The organism is Burkholderia sp. Ax-1720 (assembly GCF_011753035.1).
Lineage (GTDB): Bacteria > Pseudomonadota > Gammaproteobacteria > Burkholderiales > Burkholderiaceae > Burkholderia > Burkholderia gladioli.
On sequence record NZ_VWWK01000061.1, the window covers coordinates 1 to 18,528 of the forward strand.

General features: G+C 69.4%; 18 protein-coding genes. 5 read left to right on the plus strand and 13 right to left on the minus strand.

All coding sequences use genetic code 11. The features are described 5' to 3' along the window. Positions 1-281 precede the first annotated feature (281 nt). The gene (locus F3J18_RS18640; protein WP_036055220.1) at positions 282-920 is read right to left on the minus strand and encodes a LysE family translocator; all 639 of its coding nucleotides are present in this window, start codon (positions 918-920) and stop codon (positions 282-284) included. A 754-nt stretch (positions 921-1,674) separates the two neighbouring features. On the opposite strand from F3J18_RS18640, the gene F3J18_RS18645 reads away from it, so the two are divergent. Then, on the plus strand, positions 1,675-2,838 hold the full coding sequence (locus tag F3J18_RS18645; RefSeq protein WP_025098427.1) for a porin: 1,164 nt from the start codon (positions 1,675-1,677) through the stop codon (positions 2,836-2,838). 98 nt (positions 2,839-2,936) lie between these two features. Here the strand turns inward: F3J18_RS18645 and F3J18_RS18650 are convergent, their stop codons facing one another. From F3J18_RS18650 to F3J18_RS18685, 8 genes are all read right to left on the minus strand, one after another. Next, positions 2,937-4,805: a prolyl oligopeptidase family serine peptidase gene (locus tag F3J18_RS18650; RefSeq protein ID WP_166913616.1), complete on the minus strand. Its 1,869-nt coding sequence runs from the start codon at positions 4,803-4,805 to the stop codon at positions 2,937-2,939. Further along, positions 4,774-5,970 carry a pyrroloquinoline quinone biosynthesis protein PqqE gene (pqqE, locus tag F3J18_RS18655; RefSeq protein ID WP_025098425.1) on the minus strand — a complete coding sequence of 399 codons (1,197 nt, stop codon included), beginning with the start codon at positions 5,968-5,970 and terminating at the stop codon, positions 4,774-4,776. Before pqqE ends, F3J18_RS18650 begins: the two co-directional genes overlap by 32 nt. Further along, positions 5,970-6,245: a pyrroloquinoline quinone biosynthesis peptide chaperone PqqD gene (gene pqqD, locus F3J18_RS18660; RefSeq protein ID WP_025098424.1), complete on the minus strand. Its 276-nt coding sequence runs from the start codon at positions 6,243-6,245 to the stop codon at positions 5,970-5,972. Before pqqD ends, pqqE begins: the two co-directional genes overlap by 1 nt. Next, a complete protein-coding gene (pqqC, locus tag F3J18_RS18665) occupies positions 6,242-6,994 on the minus strand; it encodes a pyrroloquinoline-quinone synthase PqqC (RefSeq protein ID WP_166913631.1) in 753 nt (250 codons plus the stop codon). The genes pqqD and pqqC overlap by 4 nt, the downstream gene beginning before the upstream one ends. Positions 6,995-7,101: 107 nt before the next feature. Continuing rightward, on the minus strand, positions 7,102-8,013 hold the full coding sequence (gene pqqB / locus F3J18_RS18670; RefSeq protein WP_166913617.1) for a pyrroloquinoline quinone biosynthesis protein PqqB: 912 nt from the start codon (positions 8,011-8,013) through the stop codon (positions 7,102-7,104). A 107-nt stretch (positions 8,014-8,120) separates the two neighbouring features. Next, complete coding sequence (gene pqqA / locus F3J18_RS38670; protein ID WP_013691668.1) at positions 8,121-8,198, minus strand: pyrroloquinoline quinone precursor peptide PqqA; 78 nt, start codon at positions 8,196-8,198, stop codon at positions 8,121-8,123. Between the two features lie 340 nt (positions 8,199-8,538). Beyond that, positions 8,539-9,549, minus strand: coding sequence for an NAD(P)H-quinone oxidoreductase (locus F3J18_RS18680; protein ID WP_166913618.1), 1,011 nt, complete (start codon positions 9,547-9,549; stop codon positions 8,539-8,541). A 44-nt stretch (positions 9,550-9,593) separates the two neighbouring features. Next, positions 9,594-11,033: an NAD-dependent succinate-semialdehyde dehydrogenase gene (locus F3J18_RS18685; RefSeq protein WP_166913619.1), complete on the minus strand. Its 1,440-nt coding sequence runs from the start codon at positions 11,031-11,033 to the stop codon at positions 9,594-9,596. A gap of 304 nt (positions 11,034-11,337) precedes the next feature. Here F3J18_RS18685 and F3J18_RS18690 point away from each other — a divergent pair, with 304 nt between their 5' ends. Further along, complete coding sequence (locus F3J18_RS18690) at positions 11,338-12,276, plus strand: LysR family transcriptional regulator (protein ID WP_166913620.1); 939 nt, start codon at positions 11,338-11,340, stop codon at positions 12,274-12,276. A gap of 70 nt (positions 12,277-12,346) precedes the next feature. Next, positions 12,347-12,622, plus strand: coding sequence for a DUF2164 domain-containing protein (locus F3J18_RS18695; RefSeq protein ID WP_013691672.1), 276 nt, complete (start codon positions 12,347-12,349; stop codon positions 12,620-12,622). 54 nt (positions 12,623-12,676) lie between these two features. Here F3J18_RS18695 and F3J18_RS18700 read toward each other — a convergent pair whose 3' ends face one another. Next, positions 12,677-13,591, minus strand: a complete 915-nt coding sequence (locus F3J18_RS18700; protein WP_105850366.1) for a LysR family transcriptional regulator — start codon at positions 13,589-13,591, stop codon at positions 12,677-12,679. Between the two features lie 212 nt (positions 13,592-13,803). Here F3J18_RS18700 and F3J18_RS18705 point away from each other — a divergent pair, with 212 nt between their 5' ends. After that, complete coding sequence (locus F3J18_RS18705) at positions 13,804-14,520, plus strand: type 1 glutamine amidotransferase domain-containing protein (RefSeq protein ID WP_166913621.1); 717 nt, start codon at positions 13,804-13,806, stop codon at positions 14,518-14,520. Between the two features lie 73 nt (positions 14,521-14,593). Here F3J18_RS18705 and gcvA read toward each other — a convergent pair whose 3' ends face one another. Continuing rightward, positions 14,594-15,505 (minus strand): transcriptional regulator GcvA, encoded by a 912-nt coding sequence (gene gcvA, locus F3J18_RS18710; protein WP_166913622.1) that lies wholly within the window; start codon positions 15,503-15,505, stop codon positions 14,594-14,596. 150 nt (positions 15,506-15,655) lie between these two features. Continuing rightward, positions 15,656-16,645 (minus strand): alpha/beta hydrolase, encoded by a 990-nt coding sequence (locus tag F3J18_RS18715; protein ID WP_166913623.1) that lies wholly within the window; start codon positions 16,643-16,645, stop codon positions 15,656-15,658. A gap of 164 nt (positions 16,646-16,809) precedes the next feature. On the opposite strand from F3J18_RS18715, the gene F3J18_RS18720 reads away from it, so the two are divergent. Beyond that, complete coding sequence (locus F3J18_RS18720; RefSeq protein ID WP_166913624.1) at positions 16,810-17,394, plus strand: ABATE domain-containing protein; 585 nt, start codon at positions 16,810-16,812, stop codon at positions 17,392-17,394. 127 nt (positions 17,395-17,521) lie between these two features. On the opposite strand, the gene F3J18_RS18725 is transcribed toward F3J18_RS18720, so the two are convergent. After that, positions 17,522-18,268 carry an SDR family oxidoreductase gene (locus tag F3J18_RS18725; protein ID WP_166913625.1) on the minus strand — a complete coding sequence of 249 codons (747 nt, stop codon included), beginning with the start codon at positions 18,266-18,268 and terminating at the stop codon, positions 17,522-17,524. Positions 18,269-18,528: the final 260 nt, after the last annotated feature.

Sequence of the window (18,528 nt, forward strand, 5' to 3'; positions counted from 1 at the left end):
CGGCCCGCGTCAGCGTGGGCGCGGCCAGGCTCGCCAGCGCGCTGCCGGCCAGGCCCGTGAGCGAGCGCAGCGCGCGACGGCGCGCGGGCGAGGACGGCGGGAAGGAACGATGCGACATCGATGGCGACCTCGAAGAATGCCGAGCCGGGCGGCAAGGCTGGTCGCCAAGATTAAGGAAGGGCCTGGCCGGCACCAACCATTGAAATCGGCAATGCTTATGAGGCGAGGAATGCGAATGCCGTGATGCAAGAGAACGGAGCGGATCTCGGGCCGCCCTTCCCTCACGAGCGGATCGACCGGATGAACCCCGCCGCCAGCACGCAATAAAAACCCCCGCAGAACAAGCCGAAGGCCTTGCGCGTGCGCGCGAACAAGGGCCCGGCCGCGCGCGCCGAAAACGCCAGCGCGTAGCCGGCGAAGATCGCCGCGCCCAGCAGCGCGCAGCAGGCAACCAGCACGAAGCTGGTCCAGGCCGGCGCGTGCGGCGACAGCCCCAGCGAGGTGACGGTCAGCCAGGTCAGGATCGCCTTGGGATTGGTCAGGTGGATGCCGAGCCCCTGCAAGTAGAAGCGCATCAGGCGATCGCGGCGCGCCGGCGCGGCCGCGGCGAGCGGATCCTGCCTGGAATATGCGCCGCGCACCGCCTTGTAGGCGAGCCACAGCAGGTAGACCGCGCCCAGCACCTTCAACGCGATCAGGCATTGCCGGTACGACATCAGCAGCGCCGACATGCCGGCCGCCGCCGTCACGCCCCAGCACAGCGAGCCGCTGATCACGCCGGCCGCCATCGCGAAGCCGGGCTTGCGGCCGTAATGCAGCGAGGTATTGGCGATCGACAGGTTGGCGGGGCCCGGCGACACCGTGCCGACCAGGTAGACGGCGAACGCGACGCCGAGATTCGAGAGCACTTCGACGGACATGGTGACGATCCTGGGTCCTGGGGGCACGTTGCCGGAATGGGAGGGGCCAAGCGGGCGGGCAGCCCGTGCGCGGACGATTATCGCGCAGCCGGCAGGCAGCAACAGGGACGGTTCGATCGCGCCGGGCAGGCACTGTCATGCCGTTTCGGGCTGACACTTCGGCGTCGTGCCGGCGCAAGCGCGCACAAAGGAAACCGGGATCGGATCGGAACGGCGCGGCGCGGCGGGGCGCGGACCGACAAGCGCGGCGAACGAATCACGCCGGCTTCAAGCCGATTCCATCGGCAATACGAATTCCGATTAAAAATCGAAATGCAGTATTGCGAAAATTGGTGGCGCGCGCATAAAAAAGAGCGGCCGAAGCCGCTCAAGCGTGGACTCGTCTGTCTACCCACCAGAGTAAGGACGAGTGGACGCACACTATCATCTTTCCCAGCCGCCTATTGAACCGATTTGGTTAATTAATCATTGCAGGAACAAAATCAATCCTGGCGCAGGTCCTTCCTGCTCAATCCTTGGGCAGGATTGTTTCCGATTCCACGCGAAGCATGGCGACCCAAACGATCTCCATCGCTCAATTAATACAAAATCGAGAATAATTCAAATAAGTTAACAAATCTTTCACCGTAATCGGCTTGTATTGTTTTCGATACAAGACTGAATTTCGTTTTTGCCAATTAAATCTGTCTGGTTAGTCTCACGTCACTCCAAAACCACCACACGCAACAGCATCCACTACAGGAGATTGACCGACATGAAACGCACCGCATTGACGATGGTGTCGCTCGCCTCGCTGGCGGCGATGGGCTCGGCCCACGCGCAATCGAGCGTGACGCTGTACGGCCTGATCGACACGTCGCTCACCTATATCAATCACGCGGACGGCGCCAAGAACTCCTGGCTGCTCGGCAACAGCAGCGCCGGCAACCTGGCCGGTTCGCGCTGGGGCATCAAGGGTAGCGAGGATCTCGGCAGCGGCCTGAAGGCGATCTTCCAGTTGGAGAACGGCTTCAACCCGAGCACCGGCGGCCTCGGCCAGGGCGGCCGCGAGTTCGGCCGCCAGGCCTTCGTGGGCCTCGCCAGCGACCGCCTCGGCACGCTCACGCTGGGCCGCCAGTACGATCCGCTGATCGACCTGGTGCAGCCGATCACGGCCGACAACTACTTCGGCAGCGCCTTCGCGACGGCCGGCGACGTCGACAACTACGACAACAGCTTCCGCGTCGACAACGCGGTCAAGTACACCTCGCCGCTGTTCGCCGGCGTGCAGTTCGAGGCGATGTACTCGCTCGGCGGCGTGGCGGGCTCGACCGGCTCGAAGCAGTCGTACGCGGCCGCGCTGTCGTACAACGGCGGCCCGCTCAGCGTCGCCGGCGGCTACTACTACGCCACCAACACCGCCGCCGACCTCGGCCCGCGCTCGACCTGGTCGAGCACCTCGGACGGCACCTTCGACGGCCCGATCAACCTCGGCTACCAGACCGCGCACTCGATCGGCATCGCCCGCATCGCCGGCCAGTATGTGTGGGGCGCCTTCACCTTCGGCGGCGGCTACAGCAACGCGCAATATCGTCGCGACGGCTCCTCGCTGTTCGGCCAGAACGAGCGCTACAACACCGGCCAGGGCTTCCTGAACTACCAGGCCACCGCGGCCCTGCTGCTGGGCGTCGGCTACAGCTACACCAAGGCGACCGGCGACACCTCGGCCACCTACCACCAGGCCTCGCTGGGCGCCGACTACACGCTGTCCAAGCGCACCGACATCTACATGACGGCCGCCTACCAGCACGCCAGCGGCACCACGCGCGACAGCGTGACGGGCAACGTGGTCGCGGCCCAGGCATCGATCGGCTCGTACGGCTACGCCGGCACGAACTCGCAGACGATGGTCAACCTCGGCCTGCGTCACCGCTTCTAAGCCGTCCCCGCCAAGGCGGTTCTCCCGAACCGCTGCGCGCACAGTGCAAAGGCCGCCCTCGGGCGGCCTTTGTTCATTGCGGCGACGTGCTTCCTCGCTCAGATCCCGCCGTCGAGGATGCGCCGGTAGAACGCGTGCTCGGCCTCGAGCGAATGCGCCTGGTTCACCGCGCGCCGAAAACCGTGGCGCTCGTCGGCATAGTAGTGCACCTCGTTCGGCACGCCGTTCGCGTCGAGCGCCTCGGCCATGCTGCGCGTCTGGTCGGGCGTGACCACCGCGTCGAGCTCGCCCTGGAAGAACACCACCGGCGCGCGGATCTGGTCGGCATGGACCAGCGGCGTGCGCGCCAGGTAGCGCTCGCGATCGGCCACCGGATCGCCGATCAGCCAGCGCAGGTAGCGCGCCTCGAACTTGTGCGTATGCGCGTCGAGCTGCAGGGGATCGCTCACGCCATACAGGCTCGCGCCGCCGCGGAACACGTCGCGGAACGCCAGCGCGCAGAGCGCCGTGTAGCCGCCCGCGCTGCCGCCGCGGATGAAGGCGCGCCGCGCGTCCACCAGGCCCTGCGCCGCCAGGTGCTCGACCAGCGCGCAGGCATCGTCGACGTCGGCCACGCCCCAGGTCAGGTGCAGCGCCTGGCGGAACGCGCGGCCGTAGCCGCTGCTGCCGCGGTAGTTGAGCAGCGCGATCGCGAAGCCGCGCTGCACCCAGTATTCGAAGCGCGGGCTGAACACGGGATGGCTGACCGAGGTCGGGCCGCCATGCACGAACACCACCACCGGCGGCGGCTCGGCGGACGCGCCGTCGCTCGCCGCCTGCTCCGCGGCGGGCAGGTAGAGGTAGCCATGGGCGTCGCGATCGCCGCTGCGAAAGCGCAGCGGCAGCGGCTGCGTGATCCGCTCGACCGGCACCAGCGGCGCGACCTCGCGCAATACCTCGACACGATGATCGCGCCGGTCGATCGCGAGGATCGCGGCCGGGCATTCGGGCGAGGCGGCGAGGCAGTAGCAATGCGTCTCGTCGGCGGCCAGTTGCTGGAACAGGCTGTATTCCGGCGCGATCCGCGTCAGCGTGCCGTCGGCCGCGCGCAGGCCCAGCCGGCCCCAGCCCTCGTCGAACCAGGTCGCGAACAGTTCGCCGCCCGCCAGCGGCAGCCAGCTCGACGCGCCGAGCTGCCAGGGCGCGCCCGCGTGATCGCCGGCCTCGGCCGGCAGCGCCACCAGGCGCTCGCCCTCCAGCCGCCACGGCTGCCAGAAGCCCGCGCGATCGCTCAGGCACACCAGCCGGCCCTCGGCGTCGAAGCCGGGCTGCTGCAGGGCTTCGTCGTCGCCCTCGCCCGCGAGGGTCCGTTCGTCGAGCATGCCGCCCTCGGCCGCGTAGCGCCGCAGCTTGAGGCGCGTGGCGGTCCATGGTTGATGCGGATGCTGCCACTCGATCCAGGCCAGTTGCCGGCCGTCGGCGCTCAGCACCGGCGCGGCGTAGAAATCGGCGCCCTCGGCCAGCAACTCGCGCGAGCCGTCGTGCAGGCCGATCGAGACCAACCGATGCGTGTCGCCCTCCTCCTCGACGGCCAGGATCCGCCCGCGCGCGTGACGCAGCGCGCCGTAGCGCAAGCCTTCCGCCGTGAGCGGCTCGGGCGCGGCCAGGCTGCCGGGCGCGAAGCGGTAGATGCGCTGGTCGCGCTCGTTGACGAACACCACCTGCTCGCCGGCCAGGCAGAACGCGCCGCCGCCGTATTCGTAGACGCGGCCGCGCGCGCTGAAGCCGTCGGGGCTGACGGCCTCGATCACGCCGTCGCGCGCGCGCCAGATCCGGCACATCGCGTCGGCCGGGTCGTACTCGGTCCAGAACACGCCGGCCGGGCCGGCCTGCAGTTCGACGAAGTCGCGGCCGGCGGCCACGGCCTCGTCGGCGGTGAGGCGCGCCCGCGGCGCGTCATGGCTTGAGTCGGCGGGATTCCTTGACATTGCGGAAGATCAGCGGATGGGAGGTGGTCGGCCGGGGCTGCACGGCTTCGTCGCGCGCGCGCAGGATCACCGGGTGATAAGGCGACTTGCCGCAAACCGGGTCCGCGTTCGCGGCATCGCCGGTCAGCATGTAGGCCTGGCAGCGGCAGCCGCCGAAATCCTTCTGCTTCTCGTCGCAGGAGCGGCAGGGCTCGGGCATCCAGTCCTCGCCGCGGAAGCGGTTGAAGCCGAACGAGTCGTACCAGATGTGGCGCAGGTCGTGCTCGCGCACGTTCGGGAACGCGATCGGCAACTGCCGCGCGCCGTGGCAGGGCAGCGCCGTGCCGTCGGGCGTGACGGTCAGGAAGATGCTGCCCCAGCCGCTCATGCAGGCCTTGGGCCGTTCCTCGTAGTAGTCGGGCGTGACGAAGATCAGCTTGCAGGGATGGTTTTGCGCGGCCAGCTTCTCGCGGTAGTCGTTGGTGATGCGCTCGGCCCGCGCGAGCTGCTCGCGGGTGGGCAGCAGCGCCTCGCGGTTCAGGTAGGCCCAGCCGTAGAACTGGCAGGTCGCCAGCTCGACGAAATCCGCCTCGAGCGCGATGCACAGCTCGATGATGCGGTCGATGTGATCGATGTTGTAGCGGTGCGTGACGAAGTTCAGCACCATCGGATAACCATGCGCCTTCACCGCGCGCGCCATCGCCAGCTTGTGCGCGAAGGCCTTGTCCGAGCCCGCCAGCATGTTGTTGACCTGCTCGTCGCTGGACTGGAAGCTGATCTGGATGTGGTCGAGCCCGGCGCGCTCGAAGGCGTCGAGCTTGGCTTCGTCCAGGCCGATTCCGGAGGTGATCAGGTTGGTGTAGTAGCCGAGCCGGCGCGCCTCGGCGATCAGCTCGGGCAGGTCCGGGCGCACCAGCGGTTCGCCGCCCGAGAAGCCGATCTGCGCGGCGCCCATCGCGCGCGCCTCGCCCATCACGCGCACCCAGTCGGCGGTGCCCAGTTCCTCGCCCTGCCGCGCGAAGTCGAGCGGGTTGGAGCAATACGGGCACTGCAGCGGGCAGCGATAGGTCACTTCCGCGAGCAGCCACAGCGGCAGCCCGACGGGCGCGGCCGGGGCCGGCGATGCCGCCGGGCTGGCCTGCGTGCCGGCCGCCACGGCCGCCGCGCTGTCGATGACCTCGTTCATCAGGCCAGCTCGATCCAGTGCTTGTCGAGCGCGACCAGCATGAACTGCTCGACGTCCTCGCCGAGCTCGGGCACGCCCGGGAACTGCGCGTCGAGTTCGGCGACGATGGCCGCCACGCTGCGCTGGCCGTCGATCAGCGCGCCGATCGCGGCCGCGCTTTCATTCAGCTTGATCATGCCTTCGGGATAGAGCAGCACGTGCGCGTCCTGCGCCGGCTCGAACTGGAAGCGATAACCGCGGCGCCAGGCCGGCGTGCGTTGTCGGTCGAAACTCATAGCGCGATTCCCTTGTGCCAGACGCGATCGGCGGTGACGGTGTGATAGGGCGGACGATTCAACTCGTAGGCCATCGACATGGCATCGAGCATGGTCCACAGGATGTCGAGCTTGAACTGCAGGATCTCCAGCATACGCTGCTGCGATTCGAACGTCGTGTAGTGCTGGAGCGTGATCTGCAGGCCGTGCTCGACGTCGCGGCGGGCCTGGCCCAGCCGCGAGCGGAAGTATTCGTAGCCGCCCGGGTCGATCCAGGGATAGTGGCGCGGCCAGGTATCGAGCCGCGATTGATGGATCTGCGGCGCGAACAGCTCGGTCAGCGAGCTGCTGGCCGCTTCCTGCCAGCTCGCGCGGCGCGCGAAGTTGACATAGGCGTCGACAGCAAAACGCACGCCCGGCAGCACCAGCTCCTGCGAGCGCAGTTGCTCGGGATCGAGCCCGACGGCCTGCCCCAGGCGCAGCCAGGCCTCGATGCCGCCGTCCTCGCCGGGCGCGCCGTCGTGGTCGAGCAGGCGCTGGATCCACTGGCGGCGCACTTCGCGATCGGGACAGTTGGCGAGGATCGCCGCGTCCTTCATCGGGATGTTGACCTGGTAGTAGAAGCGGTTGGCCACCCAGCCCTGGATCTGCTCGCGCGTGGCGCGGCCTTCGTACATCGCGACGTGATACGGGTGATGGATATGGTAGTAGGCGCCTTTGGCGCGCAATGCCTGCTCGAACTGCTCGGGACTCAGGGCGGTCTGGCTCATGATGGCTTGCATTCCGGTTTCGATACGGGCGGGCCCGCGGGAGTGGCGCAGCAAAACGCGGCGCGGCGGCGGGCGGCAAACCCGCGCCGCGCGCCGCCGCGACGGCATCAGAGATCGATGCGCATGCCGTCGAACGCGACCTCGACCTGCCGGCGCGCGAGTTCCGCGCGCTCGGGCGAGCGCTCGTCGAGGATCGGGTTGGTGTTGTTGATATGGGTGAGGATCTTGCGCTGCGCGGGGAAGCGCTCGAGCACCTCGAGCATGCCGCCGGGGCCGCTTTGCGCCAGATGGCCCATCTGGCGGCCGGTGCGCGTGCCCACGCCGCGCCGCTGCATCTCGTCGTCGTGCCAGAGCGTGCCGTCCACCAGCAGGCAGTCGGCCTGCGCCATGCGCGCGGCCAGCGCCTCGTCGACGGCGCCCAGGCCCGGCGCGTAGAACAGCTTGCCGCCGCTGCGCGCGTCCTCGATCACCAGCCCGATGTTGTCGCCGGGATGCGGATCGTGACGATGCGGCGAATACGGCGGCGCCGCGCTTTGCAGCACGAAGGGCGTGAAGCGCAGGTTCGGGCAGGCGGCGATCGTGAAGGCGCGCTCCGGCTCGACCGGGTTCCAGCGCAGCCCGCCGTTCCAGTGCGAGAGCATGGTGAACAGCGGAAAGCCGGTGCTGAGGTCCTCGTGGACCATGTCGGTGCACCAGACGTCGAGCGGGCAGCCCTCGCGCAGGCTCAGCAGGCCCGTGGTGTGATCGATCTGGCTGTCCATCAGCACGATCGCGGCGATGCCGGTGTCGCGCAGCGCGCGGCCCGGCTGGAACGGCGCGAACTGCTGGAGCTGGGCGCGGATGTCGGGCGAGGCGTTGCAGAGCACCCAGGAGACGCCGTCGTCGGAGATCGCGATCGACGATTGGGTGCGCGCCTGGGCCTCGACGCTGCCGTCACGGAAGCCGGCGCAGTTCGCGCAGTTGCAGTTCCATTGCGGAAAGCCGCCGCCGGCCGCGGAGCCGAGGATCTGTATGTGCATGCCTGAATTCGGTGAGGAGCCGGCCGCCGCGAGCGGGCGACGGCCGGCCACAAGAAAAATAGCCCCGGCGAACCGAGGCTAGATATGGCCTTGGGAGGGGCTTCGAATCAACGATTCGAGATGTACATCGTGATTTCGAAACCGAGGCGCAGGTCGGTGTAGGCAGGCTTGATCCACTTGGACATGGCAGATTCTCCATTCGGGCGATACGGGCAGCCCGGCGCGAGGCCGGGCACGGGAAGACCGAGGAACAAAAAAACGCGCTCGCGGCGAACACCGCGCGGTCGCGTTTTTATCCCGGAAAGGTCCGAGGACAATCCTACCACTTTGTACGGTCTGACGAATTCCGGCGCCCGGCGCGCGATCCGGCCCCGCTGTCGGCCCCGCTGTCACCCTTGCCGCGCGCGGCTCCGGCTCGCCGCGGCGAACCGGAGCCCATCACGTCCGGGACGACGCCGGCAGCGAGGCGGGCGCCGGTCGGATAGACCGTTAGTTGCACATCGATACCGAAACCATGCCGATCACTCAAGCCGCCGGCACGAGATCCCCGTCGCCCATCGTCAGGATGATCTTGCCGACGTTGGCCGAGCTTTCCATCCGGCGATGCGCGTCGGCCGCGCGCGCCAGCGGGAAGGTGCTGTCGACCACCGGCTCCAGGCTCGCGCCGCCCGAGAAACGTTCGAGCCAGTGCTCGCGGAAGCGCCGCACCATCGCATGCTTCTCGGCCTGCGGCCGCGATTTCATCACCGTGCCGAGGATCTGCAGATGGCGGTACAGGATCCGCTCCAGCTCGACGCCGACCTTGCCGCCGCCGCCGAGGATGCCGACCTGCACCAGCCGGCCGCCATGGGCGAGCGCGCCGAGGTTGCGCTCGAAATACGGCGCGCCGATGAAGTCGATCACCACGTCGACGCCGCGCCCCTCGGTGGCCCGCGCGATCACTTCGCCGAAATCCTCGGCGCGGTAGTCGATCGCGTGATCGGCGCCGAGCTGCACCACGCGTTCGAGCTTCGGCGCGTCGGCCGTCGCGAAGATCCTCGCGCCGCTCGCGTAGGCCAGTTGCACGGCCGCCGAGCCCACGCCGCCCGCCGCCGCGTGGATCAGCACCGAATCGCCGCGCTGCAGCCGGCCCAGGTGGATCAGCGCCTCGTGCGCGGTGACGAACACCTCGGGGATCGCGGCCGCGTGCACGTCGTCGAGCGCGGCCGGCACCGGCATCGCCATCCGGTAGTCGATGCGCGCGATCTCGGCGTAGGCGCCGCCGCCCACCACGCCCATCACGCGATCGCCGACGCGATAGCCGCTCGTTTGCTCGCCGATGGCGATCACCTCGCCGGCGATCTCCAGCCCCATCAGCGTCGAATCGCCGAAGTCGGGCCGGCCGTAGCCGCCGCGCCGATGGGTGAGATCGGCGCGGTTGACGCCGGCCGCGCGCACGCGCACCAGCAGGTCGGTCGCGCGCAGCTCGGGCGCCGGCACCTCGTCGAGTTGCAGCACCTCGGCGTCGCCGAATTCCTTGAAGACAATCGCTTTCATGATCGGGTTTCCCGGTTCGATGGTTGAAGGGTTTCGCGGGCCGCTCAGGCCTGGCTGATGAACTTGCGGGTCAGGTAGGGCTCGATGCCCTCGGCGCCGCCTTCCGAGCCGTGCCCGCTTTCCTTGAGCCCGCCGAACGGCAGCTCGGTCGCGACGATCCGGTACTGGTTGATGCCGATCATGCCGGCCTCCAGCCCGTCGCCGACATCGAGCGCGGTGCGCGCGCTGGCGGTGAATGCATAGGCGGACAAGCCGTAAGGCAGGCGGTTGGCCTCGGCCAGGCCGTCTTCCAGCGTGTCGAAGGGCATCAGCACCGCGATCGGGCCGAACGGCTCCTCGTGCATCACGCGCGCCTCGGGCGGCACGTCGGCCAGCACGGTCGGCTCGAAGAAGAAACCCTCGCCCTCGATGCGGCGGCCGCCCGCCAGCAGCGTGGCGCCGCGTTCCAGCGCGTCGGCCACCAGCGCCTCGATCTTGGCGAGCTGCCGCGCATTGGCCAGCGGCCCGACCTGGGTGCCGGGCGCGAGGCCGTCGCCCACCTTCAGCGCGCGCGCCGCCTGCGCGAAGCGCTCGGCGAACGCGGCATACGCGCCGCGCTGGACCAGGAAGCGTGTCGACGAAATGCAGACCTGGCCGGTGCCGCGAAAGCGGTTCGCGGCGCCCTCCACGGCCGCGCGCTCGACATCGGCGTCGTCGAACACCAGCACCGGGCCATGGCCGCCCAGCTCCAGCGTGATCGGCTTGACGCCCTCGGCCGCGCGCGCCGACAGCAGGCGCCCGATCGGCCCCGAGCCGGTGAAGGTCACCTTGCGGATCACGGGCGAGGCGATCAGCCGGCGCGACACCTCGTCGGGCACGCCGAACACCACCTGCAGCACGCCCTTGGGCAGGCCCGCGTCGTCCAGCGCGCGCGCCAGGGCCAGCGCAGTGGCGGGGCTTTCCTCGCCGGGCTTGAGGATCACGCTGCAGCCCGCGGCCAGCGCCGCCGACAGCTTGCGCGAGGGGGTAATCGCCGGGAAGTTCCAGGGCGTGAAGGCGGCCACCGGCCCGATCGGCTGGCGCTTGACGAGCTGCTGTACGCCGGGACGGTTGGACGGCACCACGCGGCCGTCGATGCGGCGCGCCTCCTCGGCGAACCACTCGAAATATTCGGCCGCGCGCAGCACCTCGTCGCGCGCCTCGGCCAGCGGCTTGCCCTCCTCCAGCGTGAGCAGGGTCGAGATCCGTTCGGCGCGCTCGCGGATCAATTCGGCCGCGCGCTTGAGCACGCGCGCCCGCTCGGCCGGCACCGCGCGGCGCCAGGCCGCGAAGGCCGCCTCGGTCGCGGCGAGGGCGCGATCCAGATCGGCCGCGCTGGCCAGCGGCACGCGGCCGATCTCGCCGCCGTCGGCGGGGTTGATCACGGCCGCGGTATCGCGGCCCTCGGCCGACAGCCACTGGCCGTCGATGAACAGGTGCAGCGGTTCGTAGGCGGGATGCGTCATCACAGGCTCCATTCAGTTGTCCGGATCGATTCGTCTGGCGATCGATCGGCGCGCGGTTCGCGAAAACGTCGTCGGTCCGGTGCCGCCGTCACGCGGCGGCGCCGAACCATGGAGCCAAGTCTAGGGAGGCCGGCCGCCGCGGGTTAGCCGTTCGAAAGGGAAACAGTCTTGTCTGGCACAGCAGAATAAAGCGGGGCAAACGGCTTGCCGGAACCCCGAGCCGAATCCATCATGCTGGCTCGCGGACCGGCCCCGTGCCCGGCGGCCGGCTCCGCGTGTTCCTCAACCGCAAGCGGGAGCGTCGATGGACAAGTTCCACAACATGTCGGTATTCGCCAAGGTGGTCGAGATGGGCAGCTTCACCGCCGTGGCGAACCATCTCGACACCACGGTCGGCAACATCTCGCGCGCCGTCTCGACGCTGGAGGAGGCGCTGGACACGCGCCTGCTGCATCGCTCGACGCGGCGCCTGACCATCACCGACGCCGGCCGGCGCTTCTACGAACGCAGCGCGGCGATCCTCGCCGATCTCGAACATGCCGAGGCCGAGGCGCGCGACGCGCTGCTGGAGCCGCGCGGCCTGCTGCGCGTGCATTGCGTGCCGGGGCTGGGGCGCGAGCTGGTGACGCGCGCGGTGCTGGCCTATCGCGAGGCCTTCCCGCAGGTCACCGTCGACCTGCGGCTGTCGCAGCGCATGCCGAACCTGCTCGAGGACCAGCTCGACATCTCGATCGTGATCGCCCGCGCCCTGCCCGATTCGGCCTACGTGAGCCAGCGGATCGGCACCAGCCACTGCGTGCTGGCCGCCTCGCCCGCCTACCTGGCCGCGCATCCGGCGCCCGAGCGGCCCGAGGACCTGGTCGACCATCGCTGCGTGCTGCTCGGCACGGTCGACTACGCGCCCGACGTCTGGCAGCTGGAGGGCGCGGGCGGCGAGACCGTGTTCCGCCCCACCGGCCCGCACTTCAGCGTCAACGACATGGAGGCGATGGGCACCGCGCTGGAGGCCGGCGCGGGGATCGGCCTGCTGGCCGGCTACGCGGCGCTCGACGCGCTGCGCGCGGGCCGCCTGCAGCGCGTGCTGCCCGGTTATCACACCTGGCGGCGCAATGTGTTCGTGATGTATTCGTCGCGACAGTTCGTCGACGCGCGCATCAAGCGCTTCGTCGAGTTCGTGCGGCAGCATGTGGGCGAGCCGCTGGAAGCCTGCGCGCAAGAGCTCGGCATCGCGTCGGCGGCCTGAGCGACGAACCGGCCCGCGCGCGGCATGCGCTAAGATCGTCCGCTCCCGCCTCTCACCGCCGCGAGCCCGCATGAGCATCGAACTGACCAAGGAAGACCGCGCCCAGGCGATCGCCTCCCTCCAGCGCTATTTCGAGCAGAACATGGAGGAGCCGATCGGCAACGTCACGGCCGGCGCGCTGCTGGCCTTCTTCCTGGACGAGGTCGGCCCGGCGATCTACAACCGCGCCGTGGCTGACGCGCAGGAGCACATGCAGCGGCGCGTCTCCGAACTCGACTTCGAGGTGCACGAGGACGAGTTCCCTTATTGGTCGAAGCAGGCCTCGAAGGGCAAGCCGCGCAAGTAAGCCGCGCGGCGCGACGCCCCCAAGCCCCCAAAGCCCTCGCTGCCGCGTGCCGCGCTAGCCAGCCGGCAGCGGCACCGGTCCCTCGCAGGCATCGAGCGCCTCGCAGAGCGCGTCGTACACGATCCGCACCCGCGGCGGCACCGGCAGGCGCCGCGTGCGGTAGACGTAGATCGTCGAGGGCGCGGGCCGCAAGTCTTCCAGCAGCGGCACCAGCCGGCCCTCGCGCAGATGCGGCAAGGCCAGGTGGCCCGGCAGTTGCCCGATGCCGATGCCGCTCAGCACCGCCTCGCATTCGGCCTCGGGATCGTCGGTGGTCAGCACCGCGCGCGCGGGCATCGCGTGCTGGCCGTCGGCGAACATCCAGGGCCAGGGGCGACCCGAATTGCGGTCGATCATCAGCACGGCCGGCGCCGCCAGCAGGCTCGGCCGATCGTGCGGCCGGCAGCGTTCGACGAGGCCCGGCGCGGCGGCGAAGTGCAGCGAGGCGCTCGACACCGCCCGCGCCACCAGGCCGCTGTCGCGCATCGGCCCGATCCGCACGCCCACGTCGATCTGCTCGTCGACCACGTCGGCGACCACCTCCGAAAGCCGCACGTCGATCGCCAGCCCCGCATGCGCCGCGAGCAGCGGCGCCAGCGCGCGCACCACCCAGCGCCGGCCCAGCACGCCGGGCGCCGCGATCCGCACCACGCCCTCGATCGCCTCGGGCTCGCCGGCCTCGCGCGTCTCGAAGATCCGGTCGATGCCGGCGATCGCCTGCGCCGCTTGCTCGGCGAGGCTCGCGCCGAACGCGCTCAGGCGCACGCCGCGCGTGCTGCGATGGAACAGCGGCTCGCCCAGCTCGGCCTCGAGCTGCCCGATCACGCGCGTGATCACCTGCGGCGAGACGCCGAGGCGCGTGGCGGCCTCGCGGAAGTTCAGCGCGCTGGCCGCCACGCGAAACACGCGCAGCGCTTCGAGCCGATTCATTGCCTGCTCCCTGGAAGGATCGCGGCGACGGCGGCATGCCGTTCCGTCGACCGGAATTGAGAAATCGTGTTCGCTTCATTTACGTCCGGGCCGGCCGGCGCGCAAAGTGCGGGCCATCGAACGCGCGTCTCGATCGACGGCGGCCCGGCCACGGACCGCCCGCCCATCAACGGCGCCTCGCCAGCTCGCGAGGCGCCAGCACAGGACACACCATGCGAAACATTCTGATGATTCTATCGGCCGCCACGGCCTGGACACAAAAGGACGGCAGCCAGCGCCCGACCGGCTTCTGGGCCGAGGAATTCGTCGCGCCGCACCAGGCGCTGACGGCGGCCGGCTGCGCGATCACGGTCGCCACGCCGGGCGGCAAGCCGGCCGTGGTCGATGCGCTGAGCCTGTCGATCGAGGTCAATCACGGCGATGCGGCCAGGGTCGCCGCGCTCGCGGCCTATCTCGACACGCAGGCCGACACGCTGCACGCGCCGCGCCGGCTGGCGCAGATCGAGCTGGGCGGCTTCGACGCGGTGTTCGTGCCGGGCGGCCACGGGCCGATGCAGGACCTGGCCGTCGACGCCGACGCGGGCCGCCTGCTGGCCGCCGCGATCGCCGATCCCGGCAAGCTGGTGGCTGCGGTCTGCCATGGCCAGGCCGCCCTGCTCGCGGCCGGCGACGCCGCCGCCTGGGCGTTCCGCGGCCGCCGGCTGACCGGCTTCTCGAACGCCGAGGAAACCCAGACGGGGCTCGCCGCGAACGCGCCGTGGCTGCTGGAGGACCGGCTGCGCGCGGCCGGCGCCGTGTTCGAGGCCGGTGCGCCGTGGAGCGAATTCGTGGTGGTGGAGGGAAATCTCGTCACCGGGCAGAACCCGGCCTCGGCGGGCGCCGCGGCACGCGCCGTGCTGGCCTGGCTGGACGAGCGCGACGCGGGTTAAGCGGCCCGCGCAATGACGTGAAGCGCCTGGCCGCAGGCGCCGTGGAGCCGGCGCGCGCAACGGCGGCCGCTCGCTAGGCGCCCACCTCGGCGAGCAGCCACTCGCGGAACGCCACCACCGGCGCTTCGTTCTCGCGCCCCTTGCGATGCACGAGGTAGTAGGCCAGCTCGCAGGTCTGCACGGTATCGAACGGTTTCACCAGCCGCCCCTCGGCCAGGTCGCGCTCGACCAGCGAGGTCCGGCCGAGCGCCACGCCGTTGCCCGAGATCGCGGCCTGGTAGGCCGACGAGGAATCGTTGAGCTGCAGGCCGCGATCGCAGTCGACCTGGTTCGCGTAGCCGGCCTTGCGCAGCCACGAGCGCCAGGTCGGGAACACGCCGAAGTCGCTCATCGAGGTGTCGTGGATCAGCCGGTGATGGCGCAGCTCGGCGGGGCTGGTCAGCGCATGCTCGCCTTCGAGCAGCGCAGGGCTGCAGACCGGGAAGAAATCGTCGCGCAACAGGTAGGTGGACGCCAGGTCGGGCCAGTTGCCGGCGCCATAGCGGATCGCCACGTCGACGCGTTCGGCGGTCAGATCGACCAGGTGCCGGCTCATGTCGATACGCAGGTCGTAATAGGGATGCTGGACCTGGAACGACTCGACCCGCCAAAGCAGCCAGCAATCGGCGAAGGCCGGCGGCACCGTCACGGTGAACACGATCCGCGACTTGCTCGCGCGCAGCCGCTCGACCGCCGTGGACAGCAGGTCGAAGCCGCCCTGCAGTTCGGGCAGCGCCGCGCGCGCGGCATCGGTCAGCGTCAGCCGCGACGGGCCTGACGAGGCGCGATGGAACAGCTCCACGTCGAGATAGCTCTCCAGCCCGCGAATCAACTGCCCGACCGCGGCCGGCGTCACGTTCAGCTCGGCCGCCGCGGCCGGGTAGCTCAGGTGCCGAGCCACCGCCTCGAAGGCGCGCAGGGCATTCAGGTTGTTCGGGGCTCGCATGATCCGCTCGTGACCGGGTACCGATGGTGCGATGGATTCTCGCAGCGGCTTCCGGGCCGGTCAATCAGCGCGCAAATACGACAAGACGCGGCACGCCGATCGCTCGACGTGCCGCATCCCGCTTCATTGCTTCGTCATCGCCTCACGCGTTCAACGGCGCGGCACGTTGCGGTCGAGGAAGTGGTGGATCACCGGCGCGATGTCGGCGATGTTGGTTTCCAGCGCGAAGTGGCCGGTATCGTAGAAATGCACCTCGGCCTTCGGCAGGTCGCGCTTGAAGGCTTCCGCGCCCGGCGGCAGGAAGAACGGATCGTTCTTGCCCCACACGGCCAGCACCGGCGGCTGGTACTTGCGGAAATAGGCCTGGAATTCCGGGTAGCGCGCCACGTTGCTCGCGTAGTCGCCGAACAGGTCGAGCTGGATCTCGTCGTTGCCGGGGCGCGCAACGAAGGCGGCGTCCAGCGTGTAAGCCTCGGGCGCGACCTGGTCCGGGTCCTTCACGCCATGCGTGTATTGCCACTTGATCGCCTCGGGCTTGAGGAACGCGCGCAGCGCATCGCGGTTTTCCTGGGTGGGATCCTTCCAGTACTTCTGGATCGGGTTCCAGCCGTCGCTCAGGCCCTCGACATAGGCATTGCCGTTCTGCGTGACGATCGCCGTCACGCGCTCCGGATGCGCCACCGCCAGGCGCCAGCCCACCGGCGCGCCGTAGTCGAACACCTGCAGCGCGTACTTGTCGAGATGCAGGGTTTCGGTGAAGTGGTCGATGGTTTGCGCGAGATGATCGAAGGTGTAGGCGTAATGCGCGCGATCGGGGCTCTGCGTGAAGCCGAAGCCCGGCAGGTCCGGCGCGATCACGTGATAGCGGTCGGCCAGGCGCGGGATCAGCTCGCGATACATGAAGGACGAGGTCGGGAAGCCATGCAGCAGCAGGATGGTGGGCGCCGACGGGTTGCCGGCCTCGCGGTAGAACACCTTCACGTCGTCGACCTGCACGTAGTGGTGGCTCACCACCGGCGCGGCCGCCGCGCTCGCCGCCGCCGCCGTCGTCGTCGCGGCCTGCGCCGCCGCGCCGCCCGCCAGCCCTTCCACCACGCCGAACGTCATCAGCGCACCCATCAATACCTGCTTGATCTTCATGGCAAAACCTCCGTTGGTCGAAAGATCCGTGTGCCGGCCGGCGGGTGCCCTCGCACCCCACGTAACCGTCAACATCGTTTTTAAAGGTTACGTAGCGCACGAGTAACCTGTCAACAGATTTTTTATGAGTTACAATCCGTCCATCGACTTTCCGGGAGTTCAGGATGAGCACCGCAAGCCCGGCCGGCGGCTCGACGGCCCTGTTCATAGGCGACGATCTCGCCCTCGATTTCATCAACACACGCTACGGCGTCGGCGAGGCGCGCACCGACGTGCTGGCCAGCGACGCCAGCGTGATCGACTGGCTCAGGCAAGCCGGCGCGCTGCCGGCCGGCCATGCGGGCCCGGCCCCGGCCGGCCTGCGCGAAGCGGCGCTGGCGCTGCGCGACGCGGCGCGCCAGTTGGTCGAGAAGCGCCAGGAAGGCAAATGGGGCGACCCGGCCGCGCTGAACCGCGTGCTCGCCTCGGGCAGCCATCACCTGGAGCTGCAATGGAAAAAGGGCGGCGAACCCGAGCTGATGTCGCGCCGCACCGACCTGAACGCGACCGCCGCGCTGCTGCCGGTGGCCGAGGCGCTGGCCAGGCTGCTCGCCGAGGCCGACTTCGGGCTGGTGCGCAAGTGCGAGTGCGAGGACTGCACGCTGATGTTCCATGACCGCACCAAGTCGCATCGACGCCGCTGGTGCAGCATGGCCTTGTGCGGCAACCGTATGAAGGTGGCCGCGTATCGGGCGCGGCAGAAGGCCTGATGCGTCGAAGCCGCTGCCCGGAGCGATACATCGGATGTGAAAAAGCCGGTCCAGGTGGACCGGCTTTTCTCGTTCGAGGCGCGGGCCGATCGGCGCGCGCCTCGCGCTCGCCGGATCGCCACCGACCTCAGATCTGCGACAGCCCGCCGTCGACCACCAATTCGGCGCCCGTCACGTAGGACGCGTCGTCGCTGGCGAGGAACAGCGCCGCCTTCGCGACTTCCGCCGCCGAGCCGATCCGCTTGAGCGGCACGGCGGCGGCCAGCGCCTCGCCCGACTTCTTCAGGTCGGCTTCGGGAATCCCCATCTTGGTGGCGAAGGGCGTGTCGATCGGGCCGGGGCTCACCGCATTGACGCGGATGCCGCGCGGCGCGAGTTCGGCGCCGAGCGAACGCACCAGCGAGCGCACCGCGGCCTTGGTCGCCGACAGGATCGACAGGCCCGGCGTGCCGACCTCGTTGAGGAACGAGGTGGTGACCACCACGCTGGCGCCGTCCACCAGATGCGGCGCCGCCTTCTGGATCGTGAAGAACAGGCCTGTCACGTTCAGCGAGAACTGTTCCTCGATCTGCTCCGGCGTGACCGCTTCGAGCGGCGCGGCCTTGCCCGCGCCGGCGTTGGCATAGACCACGTCGATCCGGCCGTGGGTTTCGACCACTTCGGCGATCGCCCGATCGATCTGCGCCGGGTCGCGCAGGTCGACGCGCAGCGCGGTGGCCTGGGCGCCCAATTCGCGCTCGGCGTCCTTCAGGCGCGCCTCGTTGGTGCCGAACACCACGACCTTCGCGCCTTCGTCGCGAAACAGCTTCGCGGCTTCCAGGCCGATGCCCGAGGTGCCGCCCGTGATCACTGCCACCTTGTTTGCCAGCTTCATGATGATGCTCCTTTGAGTCGGTTGAGAGGGTTCGTCTCGGCGGGAGCCGTGTCGCTTCCCGTTGGCTCAACTATCGTCGCCGGGGCCCGGACGCGTCGAACGAGAAGATCTGGCGGGGCCGGCAAGAAAAACTATTCGGGGCGGTGAGAAGCCTTGCCGGGCGTGGGTTTTCAAACAGGCCCGCGCCACGGCGAAGCGCGCTTTCGAGCATCGCCTGGCCGTTTCGCGACAACATCTGCCCAGGTGGCGTCAGACAGCCG

Bases quoted from the DNA above. Each gene is read 5' to 3' on its own strand.
- F3J18_RS18640 (WP_036055220.1), bottom strand. From the start codon at position 920: ATGTCCGTCGAAGTGCTCTCGAATCTCGGCGTCGCGTTCGCCGTCTAC.
- F3J18_RS18645 (WP_025098427.1), top strand. From the start codon at position 1,675: ATGAAACGCACCGCATTGACGATGGTGTCGCTCGCCTCGCTGGCGGCG.
- F3J18_RS18650 (WP_166913616.1), bottom strand. From the start codon at position 4,805: ATGTCAAGGAATCCCGCCGACTCAAGCCATGACGCGCCGCGGGCGCGC.
- pqqE (WP_025098425.1), bottom strand. From the start codon at position 5,970: ATGAACGAGGTCATCGACAGCGCGGCGGCCGTGGCGGCCGGCACGCAG.
- pqqD (WP_025098424.1), bottom strand. From the start codon at position 6,245: ATGAGTTTCGACCGACAACGCACGCCGGCCTGGCGCCGCGGTTATCGC.
- pqqC (WP_166913631.1), bottom strand. From the start codon at position 6,994: ATGAGCCAGACCGCCCTGAGTCCCGAGCAGTTCGAGCAGGCATTGCGC.
- pqqB (WP_166913617.1), bottom strand. From the start codon at position 8,013: ATGCACATACAGATCCTCGGCTCCGCGGCCGGCGGCGGCTTTCCGCAA.
- pqqA (WP_013691668.1), bottom strand. From the start codon at position 8,198: ATGTCCAAGTGGATCAAGCCTGCCTACACCGACCTGCGCCTCGGTTTC.
- F3J18_RS18680 (WP_166913618.1), bottom strand. From the start codon at position 9,549: ATGAAAGCGATTGTCTTCAAGGAATTCGGCGACGCCGAGGTGCTGCAA.
- F3J18_RS18685 (WP_166913619.1), bottom strand. From the start codon at position 11,033: ATGACGCATCCCGCCTACGAACCGCTGCACCTGTTCATCGACGGCCAG.
- F3J18_RS18690 (WP_166913620.1), top strand. From the start codon at position 11,338: ATGGACAAGTTCCACAACATGTCGGTATTCGCCAAGGTGGTCGAGATG.
- F3J18_RS18695 (WP_013691672.1), top strand. From the start codon at position 12,347: ATGAGCATCGAACTGACCAAGGAAGACCGCGCCCAGGCGATCGCCTCC.
- F3J18_RS18700 (WP_105850366.1), bottom strand. From the start codon at position 13,591: ATGAATCGGCTCGAAGCGCTGCGCGTGTTTCGCGTGGCGGCCAGCGCG.
- F3J18_RS18705 (WP_166913621.1), top strand. From the start codon at position 13,804: ATGCGAAACATTCTGATGATTCTATCGGCCGCCACGGCCTGGACACAA.
- gcvA (WP_166913622.1), bottom strand. From the start codon at position 15,505: ATGCGAGCCCCGAACAACCTGAATGCCCTGCGCGCCTTCGAGGCGGTG.
- F3J18_RS18715 (WP_166913623.1), bottom strand. From the start codon at position 16,645: ATGAAGATCAAGCAGGTATTGATGGGTGCGCTGATGACGTTCGGCGTG.
- F3J18_RS18720 (WP_166913624.1), top strand. From the start codon at position 16,810: ATGAGCACCGCAAGCCCGGCCGGCGGCTCGACGGCCCTGTTCATAGGC.
- F3J18_RS18725 (WP_166913625.1), bottom strand. From the start codon at position 18,268: ATGAAGCTGGCAAACAAGGTGGCAGTGATCACGGGCGGCACCTCGGGC.